Source organism: Oscillibacter sp. (assembly GCF_031978065.1).
Lineage (GTDB): Bacteria > Bacillota > Clostridia > Oscillospirales > Oscillospiraceae > Oscillibacter.
The window spans coordinates 26,782-53,727 of record NZ_DALZCH010000009.1 but is presented as its reverse complement, the minus strand read 5'-3'; the positions used below and the strand labels follow the sequence as shown (position 1 = coordinate 53,727).

Below are 26,946 nucleotides of genomic sequence, written 5' to 3'. Positions count from 1 at the left end.
ATGCCTAAAAAATTCTCTATTCTCTTTATACTTCCAATGTACAGATTTTTGGGCTTGTCCGCATACTTCATACAAATTATCTACTTGTCTGCTTACTACACCACCCTTAGCAAATTTTAAATGATACATCTCTACGCAGATGCAATCATCCTTTTCTTTTAGTGTAATTATATCAGCTATCTCTCCTGAATTATCATCATCGTAAATAATGTTATAATCCGCATCCATGCCCATCAATTTTTGAATTACATTATACTGTATAGATTCTGTGCGTAATGTTCCTACACGCTGCGATTCTTTTGATATATCTACACCGCTCCAATCCCAAGCATTAATTCGTTCTACAGGATAAACACCGGGAGCTTGCTTTAATTCAATGTATTCATTTCCGCATAAATATGAACCATCGATAAACCAAATACTTGGTTCATAAAGTTGAAAGAATTCTTCAATTGAGAAATCTTTTCGACCAACGTGGACAGTTACCGCAGGCATTCCTTCCTGTAATGCATAGTGGCTAAATGCAATGTCACCTTTTTCACCGATAGTCATTATAAATTGACAACGCAAGTCATCATTAGACAAATTAAAACTTAGATTAAATATAATTGACTCAGAGCTTGATTTTTCAAAATCCAAATCAATCGATGTATTGCCTAAATCACATTGATATCCATTTACATGGAACTCTATTTTGTTTTCTGAACTATTATATAAATCTTCGTTCCAGTCTATCCAAACACAAGATTTATTCGGTATCTGAGTAACTAATTTTGGTACGAGAGCCTCTTTTAGTATTTCATCTCCGTCTATATTAGGGTTAACTACTTTAGTGCCTATGGATTTACACCAATTAACAAGGCCATGAATGTTCCCTGTCAGCAATGTCCAAACTCGACCTTTATATGAACATCCTAATGTTACTTTATTTCCGTTTTCATAACCTGAACCAACAATGAAAGCTTTTTGTCCACTGGACTTTTCAGCAATTGATAATGCTTCAGCTACATCGCTACCTACACTCATTCTAAACCGAATATTTTTGCCTACCACTTGTTTTAACCCAACATTTTGTAAGCGAACACGATTTATTCCATAGAATGATTTAAATGGTTCTGAACTCCTGATTAGAGAAGTTTTTTCACCAATAACTGCTTCTGCTAATGTCGCATACATTCCTTTATTGTCACTTGAATTTACATAGAGCAGTTTATTATCTATATCATTAATTACAATTAGCAAATCCCAAATAAGATTTTCTACTTCTTGAACGTTTCCCCAATCAACCGGTTGTCGGCGAGCAATGATAACTAATAGGACGTTTTCTTCTCTATTTAGGATAGACCAAGCTTTATCTCCTTCTTTAAGCTCTATTGCATTTTGATATTGTTCATAATGCCAAGCATTTTTGGGATTTCGATAAATAACTGTGCTCAATGCTGGCCTAATGTTTTGCAATGGAATTTTTAAGTCACTCGGTATATTAAACCCTTTTAGAAAATCACCAAATCCAATTTCTTGTGCAATTGAATCAGTACTCATTTCGGGCAAAAGGCCATTCCAATCGGCATCTTGTGCGTATAAACGTTCTAATTCTTGACTAACCGATATATCTGCGATATTAGCTACAAATGTAGCATCTCCTAAATCTTCATCGAACTTTGTTCGAGTAAATCTACCAATTAGCTGTAGGGTTACAGTCAAACTTTTTTTCACATCATGTAATGCAGCAACTTTCAAAGTAGGTAGGTCAAATCCTTCACCCAACATGTCAACACAAACAACAACTTTTGAAATACCCTTTTTAAGATTTTCAATTGATTCACGTCTACTTTGTTCTGATAACCCCGAACCACTAAAAATCATAACAGGATTGTACTCAGGGGATAGTTGCTTATAGATTTCAAAAACTTCTCTTGCACGTTTTTTATTTTCACAACGTGCCATCACTATTTGCTTTATATAGCCTGCTGCTTCTTGTTGCTTTAGTATGACAATAGCTGCATTTGCTATTTCGATATCAGATTTTTCACTGTTTATCTCAAATATTGGACTAAATGAGATATTAGTGAAATAGTGTTCTTCCTGTGCCATACGTAAAGGATAATTATAAATTATCTCACCATTAAGCTTCGCTCCATCATTTCTAAAAGGAGTGGCTGTAAATTGCAATACTCTGGAGTTAGAAAATCTCTGAATAAATTCTGTCCAAGTTTGTGCAGTCGTATGATGTGCCTCATCAATAAAATAATGTGAGCAAAGATCGGAAATACATTTTTGCATTATGTCTGAGTATCCCGATACGCACGACATTGTTGTAATAATGACATTACAGCCAATAATGAATTCCCGAAGCTCATCGCATGTTTTGAAGCGTTCATGTAAAATTCCAACAATAGGTTGTTCAACTGTCGGTAGGACAATTCCAAACGCTTTTAAAAGACCAAGTGTGCAAAACTTGTGAGATAATTGGCCTCTTAAGGAGTCACTAGGAACTGTAACAATCAATCTCTCGCATTGAGCAGCAATAAGTAACGACAGCATGGTCTCAGTTTTTCCGGTTCCGGTGGGCATTACTATAGTTGCAATATCAGTTGAAGTCGTCCAATGTGCAAGTGTAGCATGTATCGCTCCTAATTGGGGTGTACGTAGACCCTGCTCGTCTTGAGATTCCTTTTTCAGAAGTATACCGTTGTGCCAGGATTCCCTTATTTGTTCAGCCAATAAGTTCTCATTTGGATGTCGCATCCACTTTAATTTTTGAACGCCCTGGAGAATATCGTCCAAGTTCGGAACAGTATCAGTAGTTAGAATATATTGTTCATTATATTTGAATTGAGCTCTTTTATGTTTGATATATATCTGAACACCAGATGGATCAATAGCAACAATATCGCCCTTTGGAGATTGTTTTATGCTTACATCTGTTTCTGGGGTAATCATATGTGTTATCATATTTTTCCCAAATTTCTTTTGTTTTATATAAGCTGGTAGCTTAATTGAACCATCCAATAAAATCATCTCCTAACTCTATTTATCCAAATTGTATGGTTTACGGCAATGAGTATTTCATGATCTGTGAGGTATATCAAACAATATTTTTATAGTAATTCAATTTCTTCATCAGTAAACCAGCCATTTGAAATGGCAGTATCCCTGACTACGTTTTTATCATTCGTGTAAGCCACAACTGACAAACTTTTTTCTGCTCGCGTACATGCTACATAGAAAAGTCGTGTCGTTCTTAAGATTCCCGTGTCCTTGCCTTCACGTTCATTTTTGATATCTGTTTCTGTTTTAGCCTTCGCACCGAAAAGCTTCTCATAGCTAAATAGAAATCCTTTGGACTCGGCGTCATCCATAATAACCATAACTCTAGGGAACTCCAAGCCTTTTACACCTTGGTGCGTAGCAAATTGGGTATTGTCAGTGACATATGCCGAATATCTTTCCAACTTATCAAAAGGCACAGACAGTGCTTCCCTTAAAGCTGTTATCTTTTTATCCTCATCTGCTGTTGGGCCAGACAAAATATCGTCTACACGATCATTGAGGGGGAAAAGGTTAGTTTTTTTGATGACCTTTAATATATCAACACAAGTAGGAATAGATCCATCCTTCCAGAGCAAGAGCAATTCTTCGACTGATTTTTCGGCAGATTCAAGCAATTTGCTCTGATCTGTAGAGTTTTCTAGGAAAGCCTTTTTGCCTAAAAGCGGGGAAGACTGTCGCACAATTTTTGAAACCTCAAAGTCATTTCCGCTTTGATATGCTTTTATTAATGGAGAAATAACATTTGCTAAAAATGATATTTCAGATATTGGTCCATTACGCAAAGATGTGCTGAAGGAATCTATTTCGTTCAGCGGGGAATATAATTCAAGAAATCCAAATCTACTGGCAGCCATATGGTGCTCTAGAATCAGGCTTTTATACTGGGTGACATCAAGCCATGCTTTGTCATTAGTTTTCTCAGACATAACTTTAGCGGCTTGATGTTCTACTTCTTCTTTATTAGCAGAAGAATCAGCTATAAATAAACGTACTGTTCCTGTCTCAGCATCAGTGCGTGGCTGCTGTTGCTGTTTATCAATAGTCTTCCGTATTGTATTGGCTAGCTCAACTATGCGCGTGGCACTACGGTGGTTCATGACTTTTTCAGGCTTTTCCCATTCATTGGGAATACAATCGGCTAAATTGTCCTTGCCATCCATATATATTCTCTGCATGGTGTCACCAAACATGCCAATAACAAATCTGTCTTTATATTTTTCGTAAACGATAAGCAACGCATCAACAAGCTCTTTCTTTGTATCTTGGCTCTCATCAATTAACAAGATGGGATATTTACCGATTAGAATTTCCTGCATGGTTCCTTCGGTAGCTATAAATTCGGAGCCCATTTTAACGACTTCGCTATGGTTTAGAGAATCATAGCCCACATTATCTCCATTAGGATTGTAGGAAAATTTCTTTATGGTATCAATTTTACTAATGCGAGCGGTTTTCTTTTTTATCTCTTCGGCTCTTTTAATGGCAGCATCACCGCCACGTCCTTTAGCCTGTTTTTCATTCAACTCTGCAATATCTCTTTTCAGAGATTCGATAATCCAAGCTTTAATATCAGGCTGATAGTTTTTAATCAGTTCCCATAGAAAACTATGAATGGTAGATACCGCAAAAATCGGCTTATACTGAAGCCTTTTAGAAATTTCGTCGCAAGCAGCGTTGGTATAGGTTATAACTGCAATTTGTTTTGAGTATACGGACAATTTTGCACCCATTTTCTTATCTAAGAAAGAAAGCGCATTAATTAAGCTCCGTGTTTTGCCGGAACCCGCTCCTGCAAACATAAAGAAGCTTTTGGGATTATCTTCAGAAAAACACATTCTTATTTCATCATCTACATGATCATCTACATGGTTATCCGATAATGGATGAGTAACTTTTATATCTTCCATTTCAACACTCCTCTGGGCGCAGAATAGTTTGGAGCCACTCTAATCCTTCCGCAATATATGGAGGGACCGTAAGCTTACCGGGATCAATGGCATAAATTAAATCCAGAGCAAATTCAGCTTTCTGGTCAGTTTTTCCAGTTCTAAGCTCATCATATATTTGCTTATGTATGTCATCAAATGACTTTTCAGCATTGAGTGCGGCATTTACTTTCTTAAGAAGGTTCCCAGCATCGCCCGCATCATCTTCCTCAAGCTTCAGATCTTTGAATAGTTTATAATTTGTATAAATCATACAATCCTCAAAGGTGCTAGACAGCACCTCTGTCGGTACTCCTTTAAAATCAATTTGTACCGGAGTCTGATAGGCAATTCGTATAGAGTACATGTAAGGGATCTTACATATAGACTCTTTTTGTTTTTCCCCAAGATCAAGAAGTTTGTCCAAATCTTTTTCTTTAATCAGCCAATTAGTGATAGCATAATTACTACTTATTAGTCCTTTGTTCCGTTCAGGGCGAACCGCCTTATGGTGACCGCTTGGTTCCGCAGAATCCAAATCAGAAATTACTAATGTTGGTAAGCATAGCTTATCAATCAAAGGACTTAGCCGATGTGAATGACGACCACTTATACTAAGTATCGAAACATACCTTTGATGCAATTCCGGATAATGTTCTTTTATAAAATGCGGCACCAGCATACTTTCAGCGGAACCTTCAACTAATATAGCAGCATCTGCAAAGAATAAGTCACAATGGGTTGTTTGCAGGTATCGCGTTACAAATTTGTCTGTTTCATCTTCTTTACCAAATACATCAGATAGATTAATTACTTTTGCCGTAGCAACATTACAGCTCGCACATTCAGGAAGTCGCTTGAAATAGCGTAAATCCGCGAAGTCTGTCTCGCGTGCAATATGGCTAGAATGGGTGCTAATAACAAGCTGTGTGGCAAAATTCATGTTTTCTTTTAAAAACTTATGATTTCTTAATACCGAGTAGGCTTTTCGTATAAAAACTTGCTGAACCTGCATATGCAAATGCGCTTCCGGCTCTTCCACTAAAACTAGATGCAATGGTTCAATTGTATCTGGAGCATCCTGTGTTTGCCGGGCTTTTCCCACCCTCATCCAACTATCTCTAAAACTCATAAGATCAAATACCATTGAAATTAGATTCTGATAGCCCAAACCATTATATTTTTCCGGCAACTTCAGTGTCTCATCGTTTTTACTAAGGGCATATTGCACGGCAGAATCGTGTTTCAATGTTTCACTTGTACTAACTTTAGTTGTAATCGTAATTTTAGGATCGGTTACTCCGGGATAACCCAAACCTTCTAGTTCCGAAATTGCAGGGGCAAATTTATCGGATAGGTTTTTGTCAAAAACACCTCTAGCTTGTTCGGTGACTTCCAATATTTCTAAATCTTCAGAGGTAGGGAGTTTCTCTGGATCTAAGTGTTTGTCATAATAGCTCCGCATCTGGCCCGATAATTGTTTTCGTGACCTTTCATTTTCATCAGAAGAATCCGGATCGGAAAAACCACGCTGAGCATCAATCATATCGATCTTGATAATACCCTTTAATGGGTTATCTGTGAAGCATTCCATTGAATAAGGGGTTGATTGTGGTGGTTCTGCTAATGACTGTTTTGGATCAAGTACATATGACTTGATAGAAAAATGCGTAGTTAATTTTTTGTCTAGGAAATCACACAAATCTTTTGGGTATAGATTTATATGAACGGCATCCTTTCCTCTTCCTATGGCTTCAGTAGTACGAGCCGCAGAATAAGCCTCCCGATATTCAGCAAATAATTTTGAAATATCTTTGGGCTGAAAGGCTAAGCGTACTCCAAGCTTTCCTCCGCGCCATTTTAATGTAGGAATAATGCTGGCAACATAGTGAATTTCGCTATGCTCAACTTCTAGCCAAACATCCATCATTGGCACAAGATTGTCCCATTTCGCCAAGTCTTCTGGCATCTTGCATTTTTCTGCTACCCATTCTTCACCAATTGCATTTATTGCAGAACGGTTTGAGATAGTAAAATCGTTAAAAACAAAGCCTCTTCCTGCTAAAAATTTGCCTAATGCATCCATAGCTGACGTTTTTCCGCTATTATTAGCCCCAACGAACAGAGTAGTACTCTTGCTGAAATCTATGTGGCACTGTTGCAATTTCCGGAAATTCCGAACATATATAGATGAAATATTCATATCGACTTCTCCCTGCTTTCTCTTTTGATATATGGGCATTTATGCCATCTGCATTTCTTGAGGTATTATTCCACAGAAATATATAACTGTATTTGTAGCTCTCATAGCTGCGTATAAGTACTATATTCCAAATATCAAGCCACTAAAACAGCCTTACAATGAACTAAAAAGCATTAGCAATCATATGACAACTATACCTTTCTCCGTCCATCCTTGGGTTTCTGCGCATCCTTAGGTATAGCCCACGTAACTCCAAACCGAACAGCGCCCGGTATCTTACCCTGTGCGCAAAGCACCTGTACCCGGCGTGGAGTGATAGCCCATTTTTCCGCTGCTTCTTTCGCTGTCATATAATCCATTAAAACGTTCCTTTTCCGAATAAATATTGTATATATTATATATCGCATCAGCGAATAAAGCAATTAGATTCGTGTAAATTATGGAAATATTCACAGTATTATGGTGAAACGAATTGAAAAATAGCAGAAATTCTACTCAAAAGAGAAATGCCGCCAGCATTTGTGGCGGCTTCTCCTGCTATTTTTATTCACTCGGTAGTTCCTGTTCCATTTGTGTATTTCCCTTAAAGGTAATTCGGATGCGGTCGGCGGATAAAACCTCCACCTTATCGATCACAGCTTTTACCACGTCCTCCCGGTATTCTTTCAGGCTGAGGTCAGTATGTTCCATCATGTAAAGCAGCTCATGGATTCGGGCTTGTGTGTTTTGGGCGAACATGGTCTGCTCTTGGTGCTCCCCAAGCTGACCCTGCAGCCCCTTTATCTCCGCTGCGATTTCCTCGAACTTGGCATCGAAGTAATCGGCACCGGCACTGGACTTGGAGCTGAGTTCCACTAAATCCATCATCACGCTCTGCAGCTCGGCGATGCGGTTTTGGACAGCGGCTTCATTAAAACTATCATCATTCTGTGAACCGATGGCCAGCCGCAGGCCTGCCTTGAGGGCTTCGATGACATCGACCTTATCCGCATCCAACTGGTTCAGGGCGGTGACAATCGCTTGGTGCAACCGGCTTTCCTCAATGGTAGGGGATTCCTTGCAGTATTTCGTGCCGTATTCCAAGCGGTTGATGCAGCGCCAGACCACTTTTTTCTTGCTGTTCCTCGCCCAAGTGACCCTGCGGTATTGTGTACCGCATTCACCGCAGCAGAGAAGCTCGGTCAGCGCATATTTGCTGCTGTATTTTCCTTTTTCGGTTTTAACCGCTTTCTTGGCCACTTTTCGCTTACCGGCTCTCCGGGCGATTTCCTCCTGTACAAGGTTGAATAAATCCTTTGAAACAATCGACTCATGGTTTCCGGTTACATAATACTGCGGGATTTCGCCGTTGCTTTTCCGGGTTTCCTTGGTCAGGCAGTCCACCACATAGGTTTTCTGCAGCAGGGCATCGCCGATGTAACGCTCATTTCGGAGCATATACTGCAGTACGCCAACCGACCATTCCTGCTTTCCGGTGGGCGAGAGGATGTTGTCTGCTTCCAGCGATTCCTTTATTTTTAGGACGCTGGCACCGGAATAAAAGCTTCTGAAAATTCGCTTGACGATTTCAGCTTCCTCAGGCACAATCTTGGGCTGACCGTCCTCACCTTTTTCGTAACCCAAAATGCGGGAATATTGAAAAGGAACCTTTCCGCTTTTGAAGCTCTGGCGCTTGCCCCATGTGACGTTGCGGCTGATGGATTCGCTCTCAGCCTGCGCAAAGCCGCTGAGGAAACACAGCGCCATTTCACTGGCCATCTCCATCGTGTTGATGCCCTCTTTTTCAAAGATGATGGGAATGCCCTTTGCCTTGAGTTTTCGGATATACCCGATGGCATCCAGCGTGTTTCTGGAAAACCGGGAGACGGATTTGGTCAGCACCATGTCGATTTTGCCTTTTTCGCACAGTGCCATGAGCTTGAGAAACTCGGTACGCTTTTTGGCGCTGGTTCCGGTGATGCCCTCATCAGCAAAAATACCGGCAAGCTCCCAATCCTTGTTTTTGCTTATTTTCTCTGTATAATAAGCAATCTGCGCAGCGTAGCTGGACTGCTGTTCTTCCTGTTCGGTGCTGACCCGGCAGTAGGCCGCCACACGCAGCTTTCTCTTTCTGGCATTGGGCTTGGTTAAAAGAATATTGGCAGGGATCACATCGACTCTTTTCTGTATGGGTGTTATGGTTTGTGCTTGCATGGCGGTTTGTGCTTGCATGGCGGTTACTCCTTTCCTGCCTGATTTTGAATTAGCTTTCCGTTGATCATCCGCAGCCACAGGCTGCCGTCCGCATCTATGACCACCTGCTTGACAGTATCCTCAAATAAGCGGATTGAAAAGGCATCCAGCGGCGGCTGTTTCTCGAATATCGCCAGCAACCAGCGGGTTAAGTATTCCGGCTCCGTATCGGCACAGGCCTCATATTTTGCGGCGGCACAGCCGAATATCAGAAACTTGGTGTAGTCGCTCTCCACCTCGCTTTTTTCCAGTTCCCGGTTAATTTGATTCTCTGTCCGGGCAACGTCAAGGGAATAATTCTCCCGGTGGGGTGAAGGAAGCTCCAGCAGGCTCGGCTCATTGATAATCGAATTTAATATGTCTATTACGCTCTCCAGCAGGGCTTGGTCGGTGATGCGTTTTGGTGTAATGCGCCCCTCGCCGGAGCAGCACCATGCCTCATAATTCTTGCTTCTGCCATCCCTTTTGTATTTGGCTCCACAAGCCCCACAAATCGCCTTACTGCGGATGCTGTCCAGTTCCTCGGATAAGGGCTCCCCTTGGCTTTTCTTCCCGATTAGGGCGGGTACAGCTCCAAACGTGTCGGCAGGGAGTATCGGCGGGAAGTCATCCCTGCCGCAGTAGCGTGAATTCTCCAGCATACGCTTGACCCTGTGCTTATTCCAGTCGGTGCGGTTCTCCATATAGGGGATGCCTTTGGCGGTTAGGCTTTCGGCAATCCGGCGATAGGACATTCCGGCTTGATAATCCTCAAAAACCTGCCGTACCACAGCGGCCTCCGCTTCATGAATGCACAGCACACCGTTTTGGATGTGGTAGCCGAAAGGAAGGTATCGGTTTTTCTTCATCTTCCGAACACCTCCTTGGGCAGCTGCTCGGTAAAGGCAAAGCCACCGATGAGGCAGAATTGCAGTTTATCCTGCTCGGTGACGACAACCTGATTGACAATGCTGTGAAACAGGGTTTCGTCAAAGCTGGTCAGGTACGGTACTCCTTGTTCCATCAGCTCCATCAGAAGCCTACAGTCGGAAATCATCTCATCGTCCGCATCGCTTTCCAGAAGTCTGCGGCGGTTTCGCTTCAGGAGGTCAAGCTGCTGGTTGATTTCATTATTTTTCTGCATAAAAATAGCAGAGTCCACGTAACCTTTCGTCCTGAGACGATTCAGTACCAGACTCTGCTTGGTAAGCTCCGCTATTTCTTTATTAATACTTCCGATTTTTGCATCGCTCATGGTGATTTTGGATTTGAGATCCATGAGCGCATTCAAAGCGGGGGAAAGAATATAGCGACTATTCTGTTTTAGCTTATTAACCATTCGGATAAATGCCTGTATAATGGCATCTTCCCGGATTTGGCGGATTTCGCACAGCTCCTTGCTGCGGAAGTGCTTATGGCAGACCCAATAGGTTTTGCCGTTGGTCACCCTGCGGGAGAAGTTTGTACCGCACTTTCCGCACTTGATTTTTTGGGAGAATACATATTGCTTACGATGCCCCTTGCTTGGGCAGAGGGCGTTACGGGCTTTCATCAGCTGCTGTGCCTGCTGAAACTCCGACCGGCTGATGAGCGGCTCATGGGAGCCGGTGATATAATATCGGTCACGCTCGCCCTTGTTGCGTTTGGTCTGAAAGGGCATGGTGCTGGTGGTGTAAGATTTCTGCAGCAGGGCATCGCCGATATAACGCTCACTTTTCAGGATATAGCTGACGGCAGTATACAGCCAGCTGACTTCACCGTTCTTGCAGGGGATGCCATCTGCATTTAGTTCGACTGCGATCTGCTCCATACTTTTTCCGGAGAGGTAGCTTCCGAATATCCGGCGCAGCACCGGTGCTTCCTTGGGATTGGGAACCATCATATTATTTGCAAGGTCGTATCCGTAGGGAGCGCAGCAGCAAGTGAAATTGTCGTTTTGCATCCTCCGGGCGTAGCTCCATCGCATATTGTTGGAGATGGAGGTGGATTCCTCCTGAGCGATGGAGCTGAAGGCTCCGATCATCATCTCATCGTGCATATCCGCTGTCTTGAGGCCATCTTCCTCAAACTCCACCTCAATACCGAGGGCTTTCAGCTCCCGGACGGTGGAGAGGCAGTCGTGAATGTTTCTCGCAAACCGGGAAACGGACTTTACAAGGATGCGGTCGATTTTGCCTTTCCTGCAGTCGGAAAGCATCCGCTGGAATTCCTCCCGCTTGTCCGACTGGGTTCCGGTGATGCCCTCATCGGCGTAAATGTCCACCAGCTCCCATTCGTCATTTCCGGCAATCAGGGAGGAGTAATGCTCCATTTGCACAGAAAAGGAATTCAGCTGATCTGCCGAATCGCTGCTGACTCTGGCGTAGGCGCAGACACGCAGCTTGGGCGGCGCATAGCGGTAAATGGCGTTTACCGGTTCAATAACCTGTATCAGCGGCATGGCGGCACCTCCTTTGATTTTCGTATTTTCATGTGTGACAGCTCCTTTCGTGTAAGTTCAATACCTCTAAGGTATTAGCACATACACTACCACATAGATGCGGACATAGCTATCACAAAATCCACTAAATAATCCGGAGCCTCGGCTTGTACTTTTCGACCACAAATTCGTCTGCAATCTGAAATTCCGCAGGGCCGATTTTTCCCTGCTCCAGAAGATAGGCGAGGAAGTTGTGCGCCATTAAATAACGGACTTCATTGACCGGTTCTGTTTTCGTCATAGCAATCTCTCCTGACCTAATTGGAACGGCGGCGTTTCAAAATCAGACAGCTTGATTTCTCCCTCCATCGGGGAGTAAATGCTGATCCCGCAGTCACTGATTGTTTGAATAAAGTTGACGGTCTTTGCCATATCCCGCCCGATCCGGCTCACCGAATCCACCAACAGAACCTGAAAGCTCCCGGATTTTGCCGCTTCCAGAACAGCCTGCAGACCGGGACGGTCAAAGTTCACGCCGCTGCCCAAGTCCTGCGAAGAACCGACAACGGCAAAGCCCATCTGTGCAGCATAGGTTTCCAGTCTTTCATATTGCACTTTCAAAGCGCCGTGAGCATCTTCCGGCGCATCAATGCGGCAGTAAATCCATGCGGATTTCTTATCCATAGAAAATTCCTCCTTTCACAAGCTAAGGCTCATTTGCGGTTCCGGAAGCAGGGCATCCAGACCGAAGCTCACGGCTAAGGCTTCATTGACCTGCTGCATCTGCGGTTCACTCAAATGGCCTATGTACTCACGCAGGCGGGAACGATCAATGGTTCTCACCTGCTCTAAAAGAACAAGGGAATTCTGCCGGAGTCCATACTGCTGGCTGCACAGCCGGATATGGGTGGGCAGAGGGTTCTTTTCGGTACGGCTGGTGATGACGGCCACGATGACGGTGGGACTGTAGCGGTTTCCGATGTCGTTTTGAACTATCAAAATAGGCCTTATCCCGCCCTGCTCACATCCGACAACCGGCGTTAAATCGGCATAGAAGATATCGCCTTTGTAAATACGCATTTTGCATTCCTCCTTTTTGTGAAATCAGTGTTATACCACAAGGATAAGGACAGCCGCCGATTGTGACCGGGTTTACCCGCAGGGCGGCTGTCCTCATAGTTTCTGATATAACAAAACTCTTGTTCTTCGTTTTCTGCTGCTTCTATTCGACACTACTTCCCGAAGCACAACACCACAGACAAAGTGCCTGCAGTATCAGGACGATTCCGTCCTTTAGGCAGTCAGCTTAAACCAGCCGTGGCTTGCGGCTGTCATGGGACTCTCACCCCCGCCGGGTTCTCCGGCGGCTGCACCCATTGCGATGTCTGTGGCTATGCAGAAGTATCATTGTAGGCTGTTCAGGTTATGGCGGAGCAATCCACCACGGATTGCTTCTTGGACGGACATTTCTCGCTCGGCACCTTTGATGCTATCGTGTTGACGGATAGCTCTGACCTATCCGCAGATGGTCTTGGCGTGTCCTCCGAAGCCGCTTTCCCCTCATCGGAGCTGAACAGCTAACGTATTTAAGCTGCTGGATATGACCGAATGGTTTCGGTGTTTTTCAAGGAACACGAGAGAGATAGAAAACTCCCCCTCACTTCTATAAAGGAAAAAGTGAGGGGGGTGGACGGATTAATTTTTAATTTTCAAGAAGTTTTTTCAGCTTTCTTAGTATCCGCTTCTTTTTATCACTCAGTGTCATGCGGGGAATGTCAAGCTCCGCAGCCAGCATCCGCTCGCTTTTATCATTGAAAAACAATTCGTCAATGAGAGAGCGTTCGTCCTCCGGTAAGGATTGAAGAGCAATCCACAGTGCCTCCAGCTGTTCCTGATGAATGAGCTTGTCCAAGATATCCGGCTGAACGCGGACTATGAGGTAATCAATATTGACGCCGTCCTCCCGGAAGCGTTCCAGCGACAACTCATTTTGGCGGGTCAGCTTGTTCTGATAGCGCTCCGCTTCCCGCTCTTTATGGTAGGCACGGTAGATGGCCTCGCTGACCTCTACACGCTGCCGTTTTACAACGATGGTATATTTTTTGTTCTCTGACATATGCTTGTCCTCCAATTTTCAAAATGTGATTGAAAACGAAGGACAAGAGGCGGTGACCGGCACCGAGGAATGGTTCTGTGCAGCAAAAAAAGAGCATACCGATGGACATGGCTGTCCGTAGGTACGCTCTTGTACTTTATTTCACATTCTACCTGCTCTGGTGGTTCGTGTTGGTAGGCATAGTTATCCGCTGGGCAACACAGGCTTTTTTTAACGAATCACCTATGTAAGTATCGGTTATGAAGATAGACTAATGTCGCTGCAGCAAATGCGCAGCGGTGTAGTCTGTATAGACCAACACATATAAAATCCCTCCAAACTTTAACGGGTCTGGAGGGATGCTTCAATAAATTAAGGCATAGAGAAATCCCCGCCAAAGCGCCGTTTTTTTATTTGGCGGGTGATTAATTTGTTATTAAACAATTATCCTTTTGCCTATACAAAAATGCTATTGATCATTCAAGACAATCCGGTGTTCTTGTAGGTCTGCTTTACCTGTATAAATAACGGTGCTACCATCCTTTGAAAAAGATAGCACTGCTTCCTGCGTAAGCTGCTGGAGTGTTCCATCAAAGCGGTTACATGCATAAAGCTTGTTTTGCTCCAGCCGGTTTATAAAAACCACTTCCTTTTCGGTTAACAGGAAGGACGCCGTAACGATTCCGTACAGTTCCGTTTCTTGACCTGTACAGACATCATATCGCATAAGCTCGGATTTCTCATTGATGTAATAAACACTCTCGCCATCATAAGAAAGGGATTTCAGAACAGGTACTTCGATGATGACATCCGTTTTACCAGTTACTCGGTTCACTTTGCGTACCTGTCCATTGCCTATGAGATAGAGATTCTGGTCGTCCAGAAAAAATGCTTCTGCAAATTTAAAGGGCTCAATATCCTGTTCATCCGACTTTCCGATACCCAAAAATGTATCACGGTTAGTATCCAGATTGTGTTCCAACGCAATTCTGTCTGTGAAGTTACGGGTATCCACCTCTACAATCGAAAAGTGGTCAGAGGTAGAGAGAAAGCCCGTTTCGTAGGACTCGATCTGCATATAATAAATATAATCACCGTATCCGTATATCCTTTCCGATACTTTTGTGGCGGTCTGCATGGGGTTGCGAACAAGTGGGTGTTTTTCTCCAATGGATTTATTCTCCATCATCCATGCGGACTCATTGGAATTGGGACTTTCTACAAAGAATCGGTAATGGTCATTTTCGTAGGAGCTGCTCTGCTCCAAATTAAACAACGGATGCTCCTGTGCAGTATGTGGTGCGGAACAACCCGAAAATGCCGAAGTTAGAATACATAGCATCAAAACCAAACAGGGGGCTTTGCTTACTCGGCGGATATTCTTTGCACACCAAATATTTGTATGTTTTTTCAGGATGATAATCGCCATCATAAGCATTAGGCACAACGTGATTCCCCAAAGCAGCCATCTTGCTGCACTCCCGATTTCCTGAAATGTCAGCACCTTTTCCTGCATTACGGCATCATACTGATATTCATTTCCTCTGAAAAACCCTGTAGAAATCATGAACCCAAGCGGCCCCGGTAGAAAATACTTAGCGGATGGCAGGGTAAGGCCGTAAAAGGGAAGTAAAACAACTGCCGTACAGGTGAACAGCGTGAGAGCATATTTCTTTACACACACAGAAACAAACAGAATAAGCATGGCGAAGCTCAAGCTTCCGAATAGCTTACCGAAAGAAACTTTAAGGAACGTACCGATCAGTGTTGCTTCTCTTGTGGAAGTTGCAAAATACGAAAGGCTTTGCAAAGGGTAACTCTCATGCGGCAGTCCATACCTCCATTCATAAAATAAATACCGTATACCGCTGTTTAGCAGACAGAGGGTACAAACCACTAACACTACAAGAACTATTTTGTGCAAGGCATGATGCCTTGCGCCTTTTGGCTCTGTCAAAATCAATTCATCCATTTTGCTTTCGTATTCCTGACAGAACACCGGGGCTATGAGCAACAGCAAAAGCAAGACAAACAGCAAATCCAAGCTATCATGGGACAGTAGGCTATCCCAGCCGTTAGTATAGAGAAACCAGCGGTTTTCTGTATTTTCCCGGATACCGTTATATTGCTCATATAACAGCTCAAAGCCCTTTTGATAGCGCACGGTTTCCTCGGCTGCGGCGATTTGAGAGTTAAATTCCCTTTCGGTCAGCTTTCCATCATAAAAATCACCATAGAGCCGTTGAAGCTCGCTGTTCGCCTTTGCAATCCGCTGGGCTTCCTCCGACAGCAGACTTTCTGTTTCATCTGTACATTTCCCCTCGACCTGATGCAGATAGTGGTCATATGCTTCCCGGTTCCGTTCTACATCGTCGTTCATCGGGGTATCGAACAGAAGAAGTCCAGCAAAACTCAGGATAAAATAAAGAAGAATGAGCCATATCCCTCTCTGGTGCCGGAACATCTTTCTGCTTTCATACTGCATTTTGCCGCACCGCCTTTCCGACTACCGCACTTTTTCGCACGGTTACCACAAGAATGACAGAGAAAGCGACTCCCCATAGAATCGCCATAAGCATCGCCATGATATAGCTTGGTATAGGAAAACCGAACAGGTTCACAAACTCCGTTTTGCGAAAAAGCTCCCGATTTACCATGAGCACAAAAGGATTTGTAACCTTTACCCATAGATACCCTGATCCCATAAAAGCCCCTTGCCAATAAATGAGGCCGAATGCTCCTGCAAGGCTAAGGGCAAAAGGCAGCAGGGAATTTTTGAACAGGCTGGAAAGCAACAGGATACCAACACCAAGCGCCAGCATCCCCATGGTCTTAAACACTCCGGAAAGCAGAGCGTATTGTCCCAGCGTCAGGTTTAAAGACGTATCCGCAAAACTTTTAATAGCATACAAGGGGGCTGCTGCACCTTCAACGGAACCAAACACCGTAGAAAACACTGCAAAATCAAACAACCAAAACCATGTGCAGACGCCGATTACAAAAAGAGCGGAAGATACAAGTTTTCCCACAATGGTTTTGCTGCCACCGTGTTTTGTAGTCAGAAGTAAGGTATCCATTTCCGATTCCTTTTCTGATACGAATACGCCTACCAAACCATACACGCAGAGAAGAAGCGCTAAAAAAGAAGAAAAGTCGTAATGGAGATAATACTGATACATTTCTGTAAACGCAAAGCCCTGTATTTGACGTCCGCTGAAGCTCTCTGCAATGGCGGCGTTCTTCCGGTAATCATAGGTGTTTCCGACTGCTTGGTAGAAGCTCATATTTTCCTGTGCTGCCGTAACAACCTGCTGTGCGTAGCTCTGATACATATAATCATGTTCCATCGGTAGGACAAAGCAGCGCCGAAAGAAATGATAGTCGGTATATACATTGCCGGTATAGGTATTGGGGTCATCCATTCTTGTGCTTGCTGTCAAATCCGCTGTTTTTGCTTCAATTGGGCGGTAGATCTCCAGCAACTGTTCGATTTTATCCGTCGTGATCTCTCCACCGAATTCTTTGTAATAATCCCAATAAAGCTGTTTTATCTGAGCGGATTCCTCCGCGCTATGTCCTCGGGAAAACATGGAATTCTCAGAATAAATGCCGTAAATTTTGAAAGCGCTTATAAGAGAAAATACCAGTATCGCGATAATGATTGACGGCTTAAAAAAGTGCTTACGGTACTCAAAGCGGATCAGTCTTACCATTGCTCCCCCTCCCCAAAGTGGTAGAGGAACACATCCTCCAGATTGGCCTGTATAGGAACCGCCGCTTCGTCTGGTCGTTCATCCCCGATGATGCGGAGGTGAACGCCATCATGATCCCGAAGCATATTGCTGATTTTCAAGCTAGCGAGCTTTTCATTAAGCGCATCATCCGAAACGGTGAGCGACCACACCTTGTTTTCCATGCTCTGCATGAGCTTGCGGGGAGTATCCTGCATTAGCAGATGCCCCTCTTTCAGTAGCATGACCTCGTTTGCGATAAATTCAATATCTGACACGATATGCGTAGCTAATAGGACTGTGCGCCCCTGCGCAAACTTTGTAATCAGATTGCGGAAGCGAATGCGTTCCTGCGGGTCAAGTCCGGCAGTAGGTTCGTCCAGAATCAGAATATCCGGGTCACCCAGCATAGCCTGTGCAATACCCACACGCTGGCGCATCCCCCGGAGAGCGCACCGATTTTTTTATGGTGAGCCTCACTCAAATTTACAATTTCCAAAAGCTCTTTGGAGCGCTGCTCTCCCTGTGGTTTCGGGATACCTTTCAGCGCACACATATACTTCAAAAATTCCATGACTTCAAAATTCTTATAGAACTGCGGATACTGCGGCAGATATCCGATGCGAGATAAAAATCCCGCACCCAGCTTCCGAACATCCACGCCATCAATCAGCACCCTGCCGACATCCCCTTTGAGGATGCCGACAAAGATGTTGATGAGTGTGGTTTTACCCGCACCGTTGGTTCCCAAGAGGCCGTATACGCCCTCCTGAAGCTCGGTGGTAAAGTCTTTTAGGGCATATTTGCCCTTATATTGCTTTGAAACGCCTTTAAAAGTTATCTTCATTGATCCTCCTATGGGAGCACTGTATTAAAAAGAAAAAGATGCTACCTTTGTGCTCACGGCCGCCTGTTTATGCCCCAAAAGAACCATGCAGGTCTTTGCATTATCCACCACACAAATCATGGGGTCGTTGATACCGTACAGCTCCTGTCCGTCATTGGATATGCTTTCTTCCTTTACAAGTTTTCCAGTGTCTGATTCGTATACCCGAACTGTCCAACCGGTCCTGCTGGGAACCGATGACGCAAAATAGCGCCCGGTATCGGAGCCGTAGATATTGCCGCCTTCTTTTTTGTCGGATAGCTTATGGGTTTTCTGCTCTCCAGTTTTGCTGTCAATCACCATCATGCGCCCGGAGGCTGTTTTAAAATCCTCGGCAATCAATAACCGTGAAGGATAGCTTGTTAGCATTTTGGGAGAATAGCCCCCCGGTTTTTTGTTTGTCAACCCACTGCCATCTATGTTTACGGTTCCTACGGTATCAAAGGATGGTTTATTATTTACAGCAGGGACATCAAAGCTCTGCGCTTTAAAGGCTACGCTCTTCCCGTTGTTTGTGAACCCAATTTGTTCAATAATAGAAAGCCCCAGATTGTTTTTATCATCATTTCCGGTGAGAGCAATCAGCTTCGTGCTCTTTTGGTTCACACGGTCATAAAGCATGATGCCCTGCTGCAACGTAGCAAAAGCGAGGGTATTGCCATCCGGCGATATAGCAATAGCTTCTGTTTCGACCAGAAGCCCTCCATCTTCCACAAGCTTCGAGATATCAATTTCGGATTTTAATACAAGGTTTTCGTCATAAATAACGGCGCGGAATTGAAACGCAGAGTCGCTTAGCACGAAGCCACCAGTGGAATTCTCCGAAATTGTCTGTCCCACAACGGCATAACCGCTATCAAGCGCCAAAACACGAATTGTACTCAATGTTGGAGTTTGGGCGGTAGCAGCAATCTTTCCGCTTGCCAAGTCATACAGTGACAGCTGATCGGCAAGAACCAGCACTTTGCTGCCATCTGCGGGATAGATGCCTTTGATCTTTCCCTGTATGCTGCTAAAGTTTGCCTGCTTCACAGCGATGGGAGTAACGGTTACTTCACTTGACGACGGGGGACTACTGGTCTGCGGAGGCGTACTGTCTGTTATTGCTTCCGCTACGGGGACAGAAACGGATGGGAGGGCGCTATCACTTTGCACAGGAGTGGTTTGCGGGGAAGAACTCGATTCTGGAAGTTCATTGCCTCTTTGCGCGCATCCGGATAAAATCAAGATTAAGCACAATACCACACTAAAAACTGCTTTTTTCATTTTCATTCTCCTTGTTATTTTTTATAGAGCAAAACCGAAGCGGTCTTGTTTAAAAACTTGCCGTCCTCCCAAAGCTCCTGAACATTGCATAGGGTAGAAACTACATAGAAGGTATTGAAATCTTCCAGCTCTGAAAGATCAATATCTGCTTCAATCACGGATACATTCCCCTTTGTCAGCACGGTTTCAAAGGATGTGTTCTTCCCATCCGACAATGCCTGATGATTGATGTAAAAGGTGTGACGATACCGTGAACCGGGATATCCTACGATTTTGAAAGTAACGTGGAGCGTTCCATCTGCATTCACTTTCAGGTTGCTGATCAGTCCGCCCCCACCATCAAAAAACTGCTGTGCGAAAACCTGCTTGTTTAACGTTTCCAGTGTAATATCTTCCATGCCAGAATAAATGAAAAGGCTATCGAGGTAATCCTGTGTAACCGGCTCCGTGGATTGTTTAACGTTGTGTAATTTCTTATACTTTAGCAGGGTGGTGCTGTTTGGAGATTGAGCATCTGCTTCAAAAGTGATTTCATAATCACCGGCAAGGGTGTCATGATACATACCGTAACTGCTGGAGTTCTCCATATCCGGCATAAAATCAGGCGCATATACGCTGACAATCATAAGCGATAGGGTATCTCCCATTTTTCCGGTCACCGGTTCAAAAATGATAGAGAACGGGTACTCTTTGTCGTCCTCCGCTAGGTTCATACTGTGCATGGTTTGATAACCGGGAGCAGTCTCGGTTTTGTACGGTTGTGCTATGCCGTCCACAAATACAAGAAAGCCTACATTCTTTGCTTTCCCGGCAGCAGAAACTTTGTAGGGAATACTTATTTCACCACCCTCATAAACAAAGGGGAGTTTGTTTCCGTTTTCATCTCGATTCATAGTTGTTGGACTATGGCCGATACTTCCAAGAACACCGCCCGCCATTTCATCCCCGGTTTGAAACGGATTTTTATCCGAAGTGTTAGAGCTGTTATTCGGAGTGCTGCTTGGCTCACTTTTCTGTGGGGCGCATCCCGCTACTGTCATGGCCAACAAAAATGCCAAGAGTAAAACAAAGTTTTTTTTCATGGGTTACCTCAACTTTCATTTCATTTGCACTTAAAGGGATCAATATCATAGACAATTGTCTACATTCGGGGTGCACGACCACCTTGTTTCGGTGGTAACGAGGTCGTGTTGGTGCATTATTATGAATTAGTTTTCATCGTCAGCAATTATACGAGGAATTAAGTGATACATTTCAGGATCTTGTATTTCTGGGTCATAGGGCGGCGCTTGGGATGGTTCCACAGGAGTATCTTCATAGATGGGTATAAGCACATCGGGTGGTAAGCTGTTATCAACGGCATTTTGTCTCTCCGAATCATCTTTGGACGTATCGAATGGGGTCGTCGTAAACATATCATTGGGTTGTGTGCTATAAATATAACTTGGCTCTGTATCAGCCGTTATCGTTTGATTAAGCTGTTGTTCATTGCTTTCGGGAACAACAGGCAGGGTCGGAGATAACGCAAAGGCAGTGGTTCCGCACATTGTCACCGCTACAACAGCCATAAAGAGTACCGGCGAGAAGCGCTTATTCGCCATGTCCATCATGGCATAAATACGCTTTTTCATGCTCTTAGTCCCGCTGTAAAAATTTGTGGACAGGGCTGTTTTATAAGCGCCGCTGTTTCGCATCGTACCGATGACGGATTCTCCATATCGTGCGCGCCCTTTTGCGCCAATTCCTTTCAATACTTCCTCGTCACAAGAGATTTCACATAGATTCAGAACCGATCTTACGGCCAAGTGAATCACCGGGTTAAACCAGTGGATAGCGAGGGTTGAAAGCATCAGGATTTTGTACCACAAATCCTTTCTCTTAATATGCACAAGCTCATGCTTGAGGATAAGCGGCAGCTCATCCTCAGAAAAAGTCACTTGTGGCAGTAACACCACAGGGCGAAGCAACCCTACCACCATTGGCGTTTTGATGCAGGCACAGGATTTGATAGGAATATATTTGTTGATGTGAAGCTCAGCTTTCGTGTTATTGAAGATTCTCAGTATATCTACATCCTTAACATCTTCACTCCAACGCTTTACAGCAGATAAAAAACGTAAGTGCGAAAACAGATGCCAGATTAAGAAAACGGATGAACCCAAAATCCAAAGTGCCCCTGCATATTGGAGCCAATCTAAACTTGCTGGGGTATTGGCAGCAGTGACAGGAGAAGCAGCTTGCGTTGTACCCTGCGGCACAGCGGCCTGTAAGAACTCCGGCAAGGTTAGTTTTATGCTTGTCCGAATAGGTACAAGTAACGCCACAAAAACGACTGTCCATAAGTAATAGCGACATTTTGCTGAATACCGATGTGTCAACATGGGAGAAATAAACAGCATCAGCATGATGATTAAGGAAAGCTGTAACGAATTTTGAAGATAAACAGAAAATATCTCACGCATATTATTCACCCCGCTTTTTCAACCATTTTGACAGCTCATCCAAGTCGGACTCGTTTAACTCCTTTCCATCGTACAAAGTATCCACAAGACTGACGATGGATCGGTTGTGAAATCGCTCAATAAAGCTGCTGGTTTCAAATTTTAAGTATCGCTCTTTATCCACCAAAGGATAATAGGTACGCTCCTTGCCGTTTTTTTCGGTGCGCAAAAATCCTCGGTCAACTAATCGAAGTAAAAGCGCAATCAGTGTTTGCAGCCTCCACCCCTTTTCATTGCCCAGCTGATCCATCAAAATGTTGGTGGTGACGGGAGGTTCGTTCTCCCATATAGTTTTCATTACTTCAAATTCCGCATCGGGAAGTTTTTTAATGCTTTTCATGATCTCAACTCCTATTGTAAACGACAAATATATACAAGTGTCTATAATAAGTTATTATACAACCGTCTATAATGATTGTCAATATGTTGATAGACAAATGTATACATTTTTTTGTTCGTATTAATAGTCATCATTGGTTCGTTCTCAATCCAATGCTCATACTGTAAAATTGGGTGTGGAGGTGAACGAACAGTGGAGGAATTGCTGAACTCATTTGGTCAGACCATAAAGGATGCCCGTATTACCGCAGGCATGACACAGGATGCGCTTGCGGAACAGACCGGAGTCACGCCAAGATACATAATGGCCATTGAGAATGAAAATAAACACCCAAGAATGCCGGTGCTGCTTAAGATCATCCGCACCTTGAAAATATCAGCCGATACGATCTTTTATCCGGAAATTCAACATACAGACAGAGAAAAAGAACAGCTTTTGCACATGATCCAGCTATGCGGAGAAAAGGAAATCAAAATAGCTGCCGCAACCATCAAAGCTCTATTGGATGCCAGATAAGCAAAATCCATCTTCTATCTTCGAGGATGGATTTTCTTCATGGCAGAGAGATAGATTGTCTTTTCTCTGTGTTTAAGAAATCCTTAGAGTGACAGGTTCACTGCATAGGTCATGATGACACATACCATATGCCGCCGACAGGACGCACTGCTCCCTTGGCGGCAGGGTATGTGTTTTCTCATTTCACTGTAAACAACAAACTGCTCTTGCCGCCGTTTTCCCGCCAGCGCTGTTCCTTTTGAAGATGGCCGGTCTTTTCAAGGTCAGCGATGGCACGCTGAACGGTGCGGCGGGAGAGCTTCAAGTCCTTGGCAATGGTACCGATGGCGGGATAACAGGTTCCATCCTTGTTCGCTCGGTCTTTCAGATACCGGTACACCACCACGGCACGGTGCGGAACATCTGCGGCATAGAGAGAAGAAAGATAGCTCATCAGGAACACCTCCTTAATCTGTGCGCAGGGGCATGGCAGGAGGCTCCGGCTCATGCTCCGGTACCAATGTATGCAACATACCTCCGCTACGGTCATCATAGGGAGGCTCCGGGAATTCGGCAAAGTCATCCTCATCATAGGCACAGCCACGCTGGAGGATTTCCTGCTCCAACTCGAAGCGGTCGGCATAATGAACCTTTCGGGTAGCACATTCCTCCACCTCAAAGGACTTCTCAAATCGGATACCCCATTTCAGAAACAGCGGTAGCTTAGTGCGCATGGGACAGCAGCCAGTTTTAGCAAGAATAAAGTTCCCCTTGGATAGAGTTTTCAGCTCATCCGGTGTCATCAGCGGCCTTTGGATCATCTGCAGGCTCTGGCTGGGATCATTTTTTCCTCTGCTGATGGAACCGGACATAACAGTCTTGTTCCCAAGCGCCCTTGAGAGAATGTCTGCACTTTCCGAGTTAGGAGCAAAGCCTCCGAACAAAATATCCTGACAGTTATCGATGATGATAGCAGAACCCTCCTTGCCGTAGTTTTTCTCAAGCTGTGCAAAGGACTGGATAATGGGTACCATGCTGATGCGGCGGGAGCGGCCTGCGGAAAACATCATCTCCATCGACTGGATTTTTGGGATGGTTCCGATCTCATCGGCAAAGATCATTACCCGGTTGGGGAGCTTACCTCCATATTCATCTGCTACAGTCAGCATCTCCCGGTAGAGCTGCTGGAGGAACAGGCTGACCATAAAGTATTTCGTGTTATCTTCCTCCGGCAGTACGATGAAGATGGCACACTTCTCTTTGCAAAAGGTTTCTGTATCCAGTGAGCTGTCGAAGCACAGAATCTGCTCCATCTCCGAATCCAGAAAGGCGTTGAGGCGTGACATAGCCGTGGACAGTACGGAGGCCATCGCTTGGTCGGCGGTGTTGAGAGCTGCTCCCGCAAACCATCTTGCCTTATGGTCAGTCGGTAACTTGTCCATAAGCAGCTGAAACTGGCTTTTGTTTTTCACTGGTGAGGGAGCCAGCAAATCCTGTATCATTTTGAACACCGATATGATGTGCCGCTTCTCCGGAGGACAATATTCTGCAATCAGTAAGATTACTGATGTCAATAAACCCTCGGCAGCATCATAGAAAAATGCATTCTGACCGTAGCTTGCCGAGTCCTCTCCGCTGCTGGATATGATGGTCTTGGCGGTGATTTTGGCGTACTTCTCAGCCTTGGCTTTTAGTGCAAGATTCTCCGGATTTTTCATGTAGGCATCCATATAGCGGTTCACAAGCTGCAGGATGTTGTCCCCATCCGAGCGGGTGGGATTGCGCAGATCCAGCACCGATATTTTGTAGCCGTAGTAATCCTTAGCGATGCCTGCGTAGTTTCGGAACAGGTCGCCCTTGGTATCGGTGCAGAGGAAGCTCATACCGGAGGCACAGGCATATTCGATGTTGGGGTAGAGAAAGTTGGCGGTTTTACCTACTCCTGCAGCGCCAATCATGAGGCAATGAATGTCGCCGTCATCAATGAGGGCGGTGGTGGAGCCTGCCTTTTGCTTGCAGCCCACCACAAGCCCCTGCAAAGCGGGCAGATTCTGCCCACGCCGCCATTTCTCCGGTTCATAGGGTACATGGGCGTATATGCGTTTGATTTCGCTTTCTGTGGCAAAACGGGCGGTACCGTGCTGACCGTCACCGACCGTTTTGGATTTGATGCCACTAAGGGTATAGTAGTGTGCTAAAAGAGAAAGACCGCCGATGACGAAAAACATCACGGCGGCAACAGCTATGAGGATAGTTACTTGGGATGGCATAGGAAAACTCCTTTCTTTCACATGTTTGTTGTAGTATAATAAAATGAATATTAGGTTTAGAGATAGAGAATATGTGACAAAAAACAAGGTGGTTTATAAATGAAAAATTTCAGAATAGTAATTTGTTTTCTGATGCTAATAACTATTGCTTCGCTTGTATCATGTAGCAATATATCGACAAAAGACATCAAGCTTTCCATTGATATGGAACTAACCGAGGATTACGATGAAGATGCTCCCTTTATTGATGAAAGGTTAATCTATGTTTCTGAGGACGCTAAGAACATAGATTTAAATGTTTCTTTTCAGATGACGGGCGAAAGCGGTATATTGGAAATAGCGGACAACGCTACCGGTGAGATTTTCTGGAGTGAGTCATGGGATGACGATGTGAGCAAAACTGCGTTTATCATTCCGCTTGCTAAGCTTCAAACAGAAAGAGAATATGTTATACGTTTTACTGGCACCAAGATAACCTATGCAAAAATAGAAATCACCTCTGACAGCAGTTTTGTCAAAGAACAAGAGAAACCCTTAAAGCCCAATAGAAGTTAGGACACTATGCCAGCAATGCGTTAATCAAAAAATATGACTACCATAAAGGGGCTATCATCATTTCATCTCATTACCATAGCCGGTGCGGTCTGCTCCTGTGAACATGATTCTTTCAAATCCTCATTCCAATCCTTGTGTGCCGAAACATTATATACCACACCTTCAAATCCCTGCTCCTTTAAGGTTTTATGAATGCGGCTGGCAGCCTTACGTCCGGCTTCATCATTATCAAGGCAGAGTGTAACCCTTTGAAGTTTCGGATACAGCTCCAGTAGCTTCAGAACCGGCTGTTCCGACACACCGTTTAACGCCACATAGCTGGCATTTTTCCAGTTCTCCGGATGCAGGCTGATGTAGGAAAGCAGATCAATGGGCGCTTCAAACACAAACAAATTATGGGGATAGGGATTCTTTGAAACATAATGAAAGCTGTAAGCCGGATGACTGCCCTCCACATTGATGCGAAAAGCACTGCCGGTAGCAGTGCTTTTCTTATGGGCATGACGGGAAACGCCCTTTTCATCAAAGCCTACAAATACAGCGTTGTGATATTCGGCATCCTCAAACAGCAGATTTTCTCTGGCAAACTCGGACAGCACCTCCCGGCTGATGCAGCGCTGCTTGATAAGATAAGCAAACACCCGGCGCATATCCGTGTGCGCTGGCGGCAGGGCAAAGGGCTTTCGCTGCTCCGGTTCGCTGTGTTTACTGTGCTGCCGGTATTCCACACCCTGTTCACCGCCCAGCAACAGGCTAACCGCCTCCGGGAAAGACAGGTTGTAGAGCCGTTTCACAAGGTCGATGGCATAGCTGCCCTCCTCAGAAGCGTGATCATACCAGCGGTTGCCACGCACCGTGATGCTGTGATCTCTGGCCAGCCGCTTATCTCTGCCGGAGGGCAGGAGCTTTTCTCCCTGCCGCTGGAGGAAATCCACCAAGTCCACCGTGTTGGCTCGCTCCTTTTGTTCGTCTGTAAAATAGATGTAGCCTGACAT

23 protein-coding genes and 1 pseudogene are annotated in these 26,946 nt (G+C 44.6%); 2 read left to right on the top strand and 22 right to left on the bottom strand.

Features of this window, described 5'->3' with window-relative positions; genetic code table 11:
• From RTK01_RS02705 to RTK01_RS02620, 19 genes and pseudogenes are all read right to left on the bottom strand, one after another.
• Nucleotides 1-3,012 (bottom strand): DEAD/DEAH box helicase family protein (locus RTK01_RS02705; protein ID WP_312279502.1); only part of this gene is annotated, 3,012 nt, incomplete at its 3' end.
• An 89-nt stretch (nt 3,013-3,101) separates the two neighbouring features.
• Nucleotides 3,102-4,961: a UvrD-helicase domain-containing protein gene (locus RTK01_RS02700; RefSeq protein ID WP_312279501.1), complete on the bottom strand. Its 1,860-nt coding sequence runs from the start codon at nt 4,959-4,961 to the stop codon at nt 3,102-3,104.
• Nucleotide 4,962: 1 nt separating this feature from the next.
• Nucleotides 4,963-7,182 (bottom strand): AAA family ATPase, encoded by a 2,220-nt coding sequence (locus tag RTK01_RS02695; RefSeq protein WP_312279500.1) that lies wholly within the window; start codon nt 7,180-7,182, stop codon nt 4,963-4,965.
• Nucleotides 7,183-7,373: 191 nt separating this feature from the next.
• Nucleotides 7,374-7,541, bottom strand: coding sequence for a helix-turn-helix domain-containing protein (locus RTK01_RS02690; RefSeq protein WP_312279499.1), 168 nt, complete (start codon nt 7,539-7,541; stop codon nt 7,374-7,376).
• 184 nt (nt 7,542-7,725) lie between these two features.
• A complete protein-coding gene (locus RTK01_RS02685) occupies nt 7,726-9,393 on the bottom strand; it encodes a recombinase family protein (protein WP_312279498.1) in 1,668 nt (555 codons plus the stop codon).
• A gap of 5 nt (nt 9,394-9,398) precedes the next feature.
• Nucleotides 9,399-10,262, bottom strand: a complete 864-nt coding sequence (locus RTK01_RS02680; protein WP_312279497.1) for a recombinase family protein — start codon at nt 10,260-10,262, stop codon at nt 9,399-9,401.
• Nucleotides 10,259-11,833 (bottom strand): recombinase family protein, encoded by a 1,575-nt coding sequence (locus RTK01_RS02675; RefSeq protein WP_312279496.1) that lies wholly within the window; start codon nt 11,831-11,833, stop codon nt 10,259-10,261. The genes RTK01_RS02680 and RTK01_RS02675 overlap by 4 nt, the downstream gene beginning before the upstream one ends.
• A gap of 124 nt (nt 11,834-11,957) precedes the next feature.
• On the bottom strand, nt 11,958-12,113 hold the full coding sequence (locus RTK01_RS02670; RefSeq protein ID WP_312279495.1) for an SHOCT domain-containing protein: 156 nt from the start codon (nt 12,111-12,113) through the stop codon (nt 11,958-11,960).
• Nucleotides 12,110-12,496 carry a recombinase family protein gene (locus RTK01_RS02665; RefSeq protein ID WP_312279494.1) on the bottom strand — a complete coding sequence of 129 codons (387 nt, stop codon included), beginning with the start codon at nt 12,494-12,496 and terminating at the stop codon, nt 12,110-12,112. The genes RTK01_RS02670 and RTK01_RS02665 overlap by 4 nt, the downstream gene beginning before the upstream one ends.
• A 15-nt stretch (nt 12,497-12,511) precedes the next feature.
• A complete protein-coding gene (locus tag RTK01_RS02660; RefSeq protein WP_312279493.1) occupies nt 12,512-12,892 on the bottom strand; it encodes a type II toxin-antitoxin system PemK/MazF family toxin in 381 nt (126 codons plus the stop codon).
• A 622-nt stretch (nt 12,893-13,514) separates the two neighbouring features.
• Entirely contained in the window at nt 13,515-13,928 is a 414-nt protein-coding gene (locus RTK01_RS02655) for a sigma factor-like helix-turn-helix DNA-binding protein (RefSeq protein WP_312279492.1), read from the bottom strand.
• A 448-nt stretch (nt 13,929-14,376) separates the two neighbouring features.
• On the bottom strand, nt 14,377-16,392 hold the full coding sequence (locus RTK01_RS02650; RefSeq protein ID WP_312279491.1) for a hypothetical protein: 2,016 nt from the start codon (nt 16,390-16,392) through the stop codon (nt 14,377-14,379).
• Nucleotides 16,382-17,620: an ABC transporter permease gene (locus tag RTK01_RS02645; protein WP_312279490.1), complete on the bottom strand. Its 1,239-nt coding sequence runs from the start codon at nt 17,618-17,620 to the stop codon at nt 16,382-16,384. Before RTK01_RS02645 ends, RTK01_RS02650 begins: the two co-directional genes overlap by 11 nt.
• On the bottom strand, nt 17,614-18,048 hold the full coding sequence (locus tag RTK01_RS16805) for a hypothetical protein (RefSeq protein WP_397352195.1): 435 nt from the start codon (nt 18,046-18,048) through the stop codon (nt 17,614-17,616). Before RTK01_RS16805 ends, RTK01_RS02645 begins: the two co-directional genes overlap by 7 nt.
• 15 nt (nt 18,049-18,063) lie before the next feature.
• Nucleotides 18,064-18,485: pseudogene (locus RTK01_RS16800) on the bottom strand (ATP-binding cassette domain-containing protein); the annotation flags it as partial.
• A gap of 24 nt (nt 18,486-18,509) precedes the next feature.
• A complete protein-coding gene (locus RTK01_RS02635; RefSeq protein WP_312279489.1) occupies nt 18,510-19,790 on the bottom strand; it encodes a hypothetical protein in 1,281 nt (426 codons plus the stop codon).
• A 14-nt stretch (nt 19,791-19,804) separates the two neighbouring features.
• On the bottom strand, nt 19,805-20,872 hold the full coding sequence (locus RTK01_RS02630) for a hypothetical protein (protein ID WP_312279488.1): 1,068 nt from the start codon (nt 20,870-20,872) through the stop codon (nt 19,805-19,807).
• A gap of 126 nt (nt 20,873-20,998) precedes the next feature.
• The gene (locus tag RTK01_RS02625) at nt 20,999-22,252 is read right to left on the bottom strand and encodes a M56 family metallopeptidase (RefSeq protein WP_312279487.1); all 1,254 of its coding nucleotides are present in this window, start codon (nt 22,250-22,252) and stop codon (nt 20,999-21,001) included.
• A 1-nt stretch (nt 22,253) separates the two neighbouring features.
• Complete coding sequence (locus RTK01_RS02620) at nt 22,254-22,631, bottom strand: BlaI/MecI/CopY family transcriptional regulator (protein WP_312279486.1); 378 nt, start codon at nt 22,629-22,631, stop codon at nt 22,254-22,256.
• 192 nt (nt 22,632-22,823) lie between these two features.
• Here RTK01_RS02620 and RTK01_RS02615 point away from each other — a divergent pair, with 192 nt between their 5' ends.
• Entirely contained in the window at nt 22,824-23,147 is a 324-nt protein-coding gene (locus tag RTK01_RS02615; protein ID WP_312279485.1) for a helix-turn-helix transcriptional regulator, read from the top strand.
• 178 nt (nt 23,148-23,325) lie between these two features.
• Here RTK01_RS02615 and RTK01_RS02610 read toward each other — a convergent pair whose 3' ends face one another.
• Nucleotides 23,326-23,580, bottom strand: a complete 255-nt coding sequence (locus tag RTK01_RS02610) for a helix-turn-helix domain-containing protein (RefSeq protein WP_312279484.1) — start codon at nt 23,578-23,580, stop codon at nt 23,326-23,328.
• 13 nt (nt 23,581-23,593) lie between these two features.
• Nucleotides 23,594-25,396 carry a VirD4-like conjugal transfer protein, CD1115 family gene (locus RTK01_RS02605; RefSeq protein WP_312279483.1) on the bottom strand — a complete coding sequence of 601 codons (1,803 nt, stop codon included), beginning with the start codon at nt 25,394-25,396 and terminating at the stop codon, nt 23,594-23,596.
• Nucleotides 25,397-25,495: 99 nt separating this feature from the next.
• Between RTK01_RS02605 and RTK01_RS02600 the strand changes: the two genes are divergently transcribed.
• Complete coding sequence (locus RTK01_RS02600) at nt 25,496-25,951, top strand: DUF4624 family lipoprotein (protein ID WP_312279482.1); 456 nt, start codon at nt 25,496-25,498, stop codon at nt 25,949-25,951.
• Nucleotides 25,952-26,013: 62 nt separating this feature from the next.
• Here the strand turns inward: RTK01_RS02600 and RTK01_RS02595 are convergent, their stop codons facing one another.
• Entirely contained in the window at nt 26,014-26,946 is a 933-nt protein-coding gene (locus RTK01_RS02595) for a DUF3991 and toprim domain-containing protein (RefSeq protein WP_312279481.1), read from the bottom strand.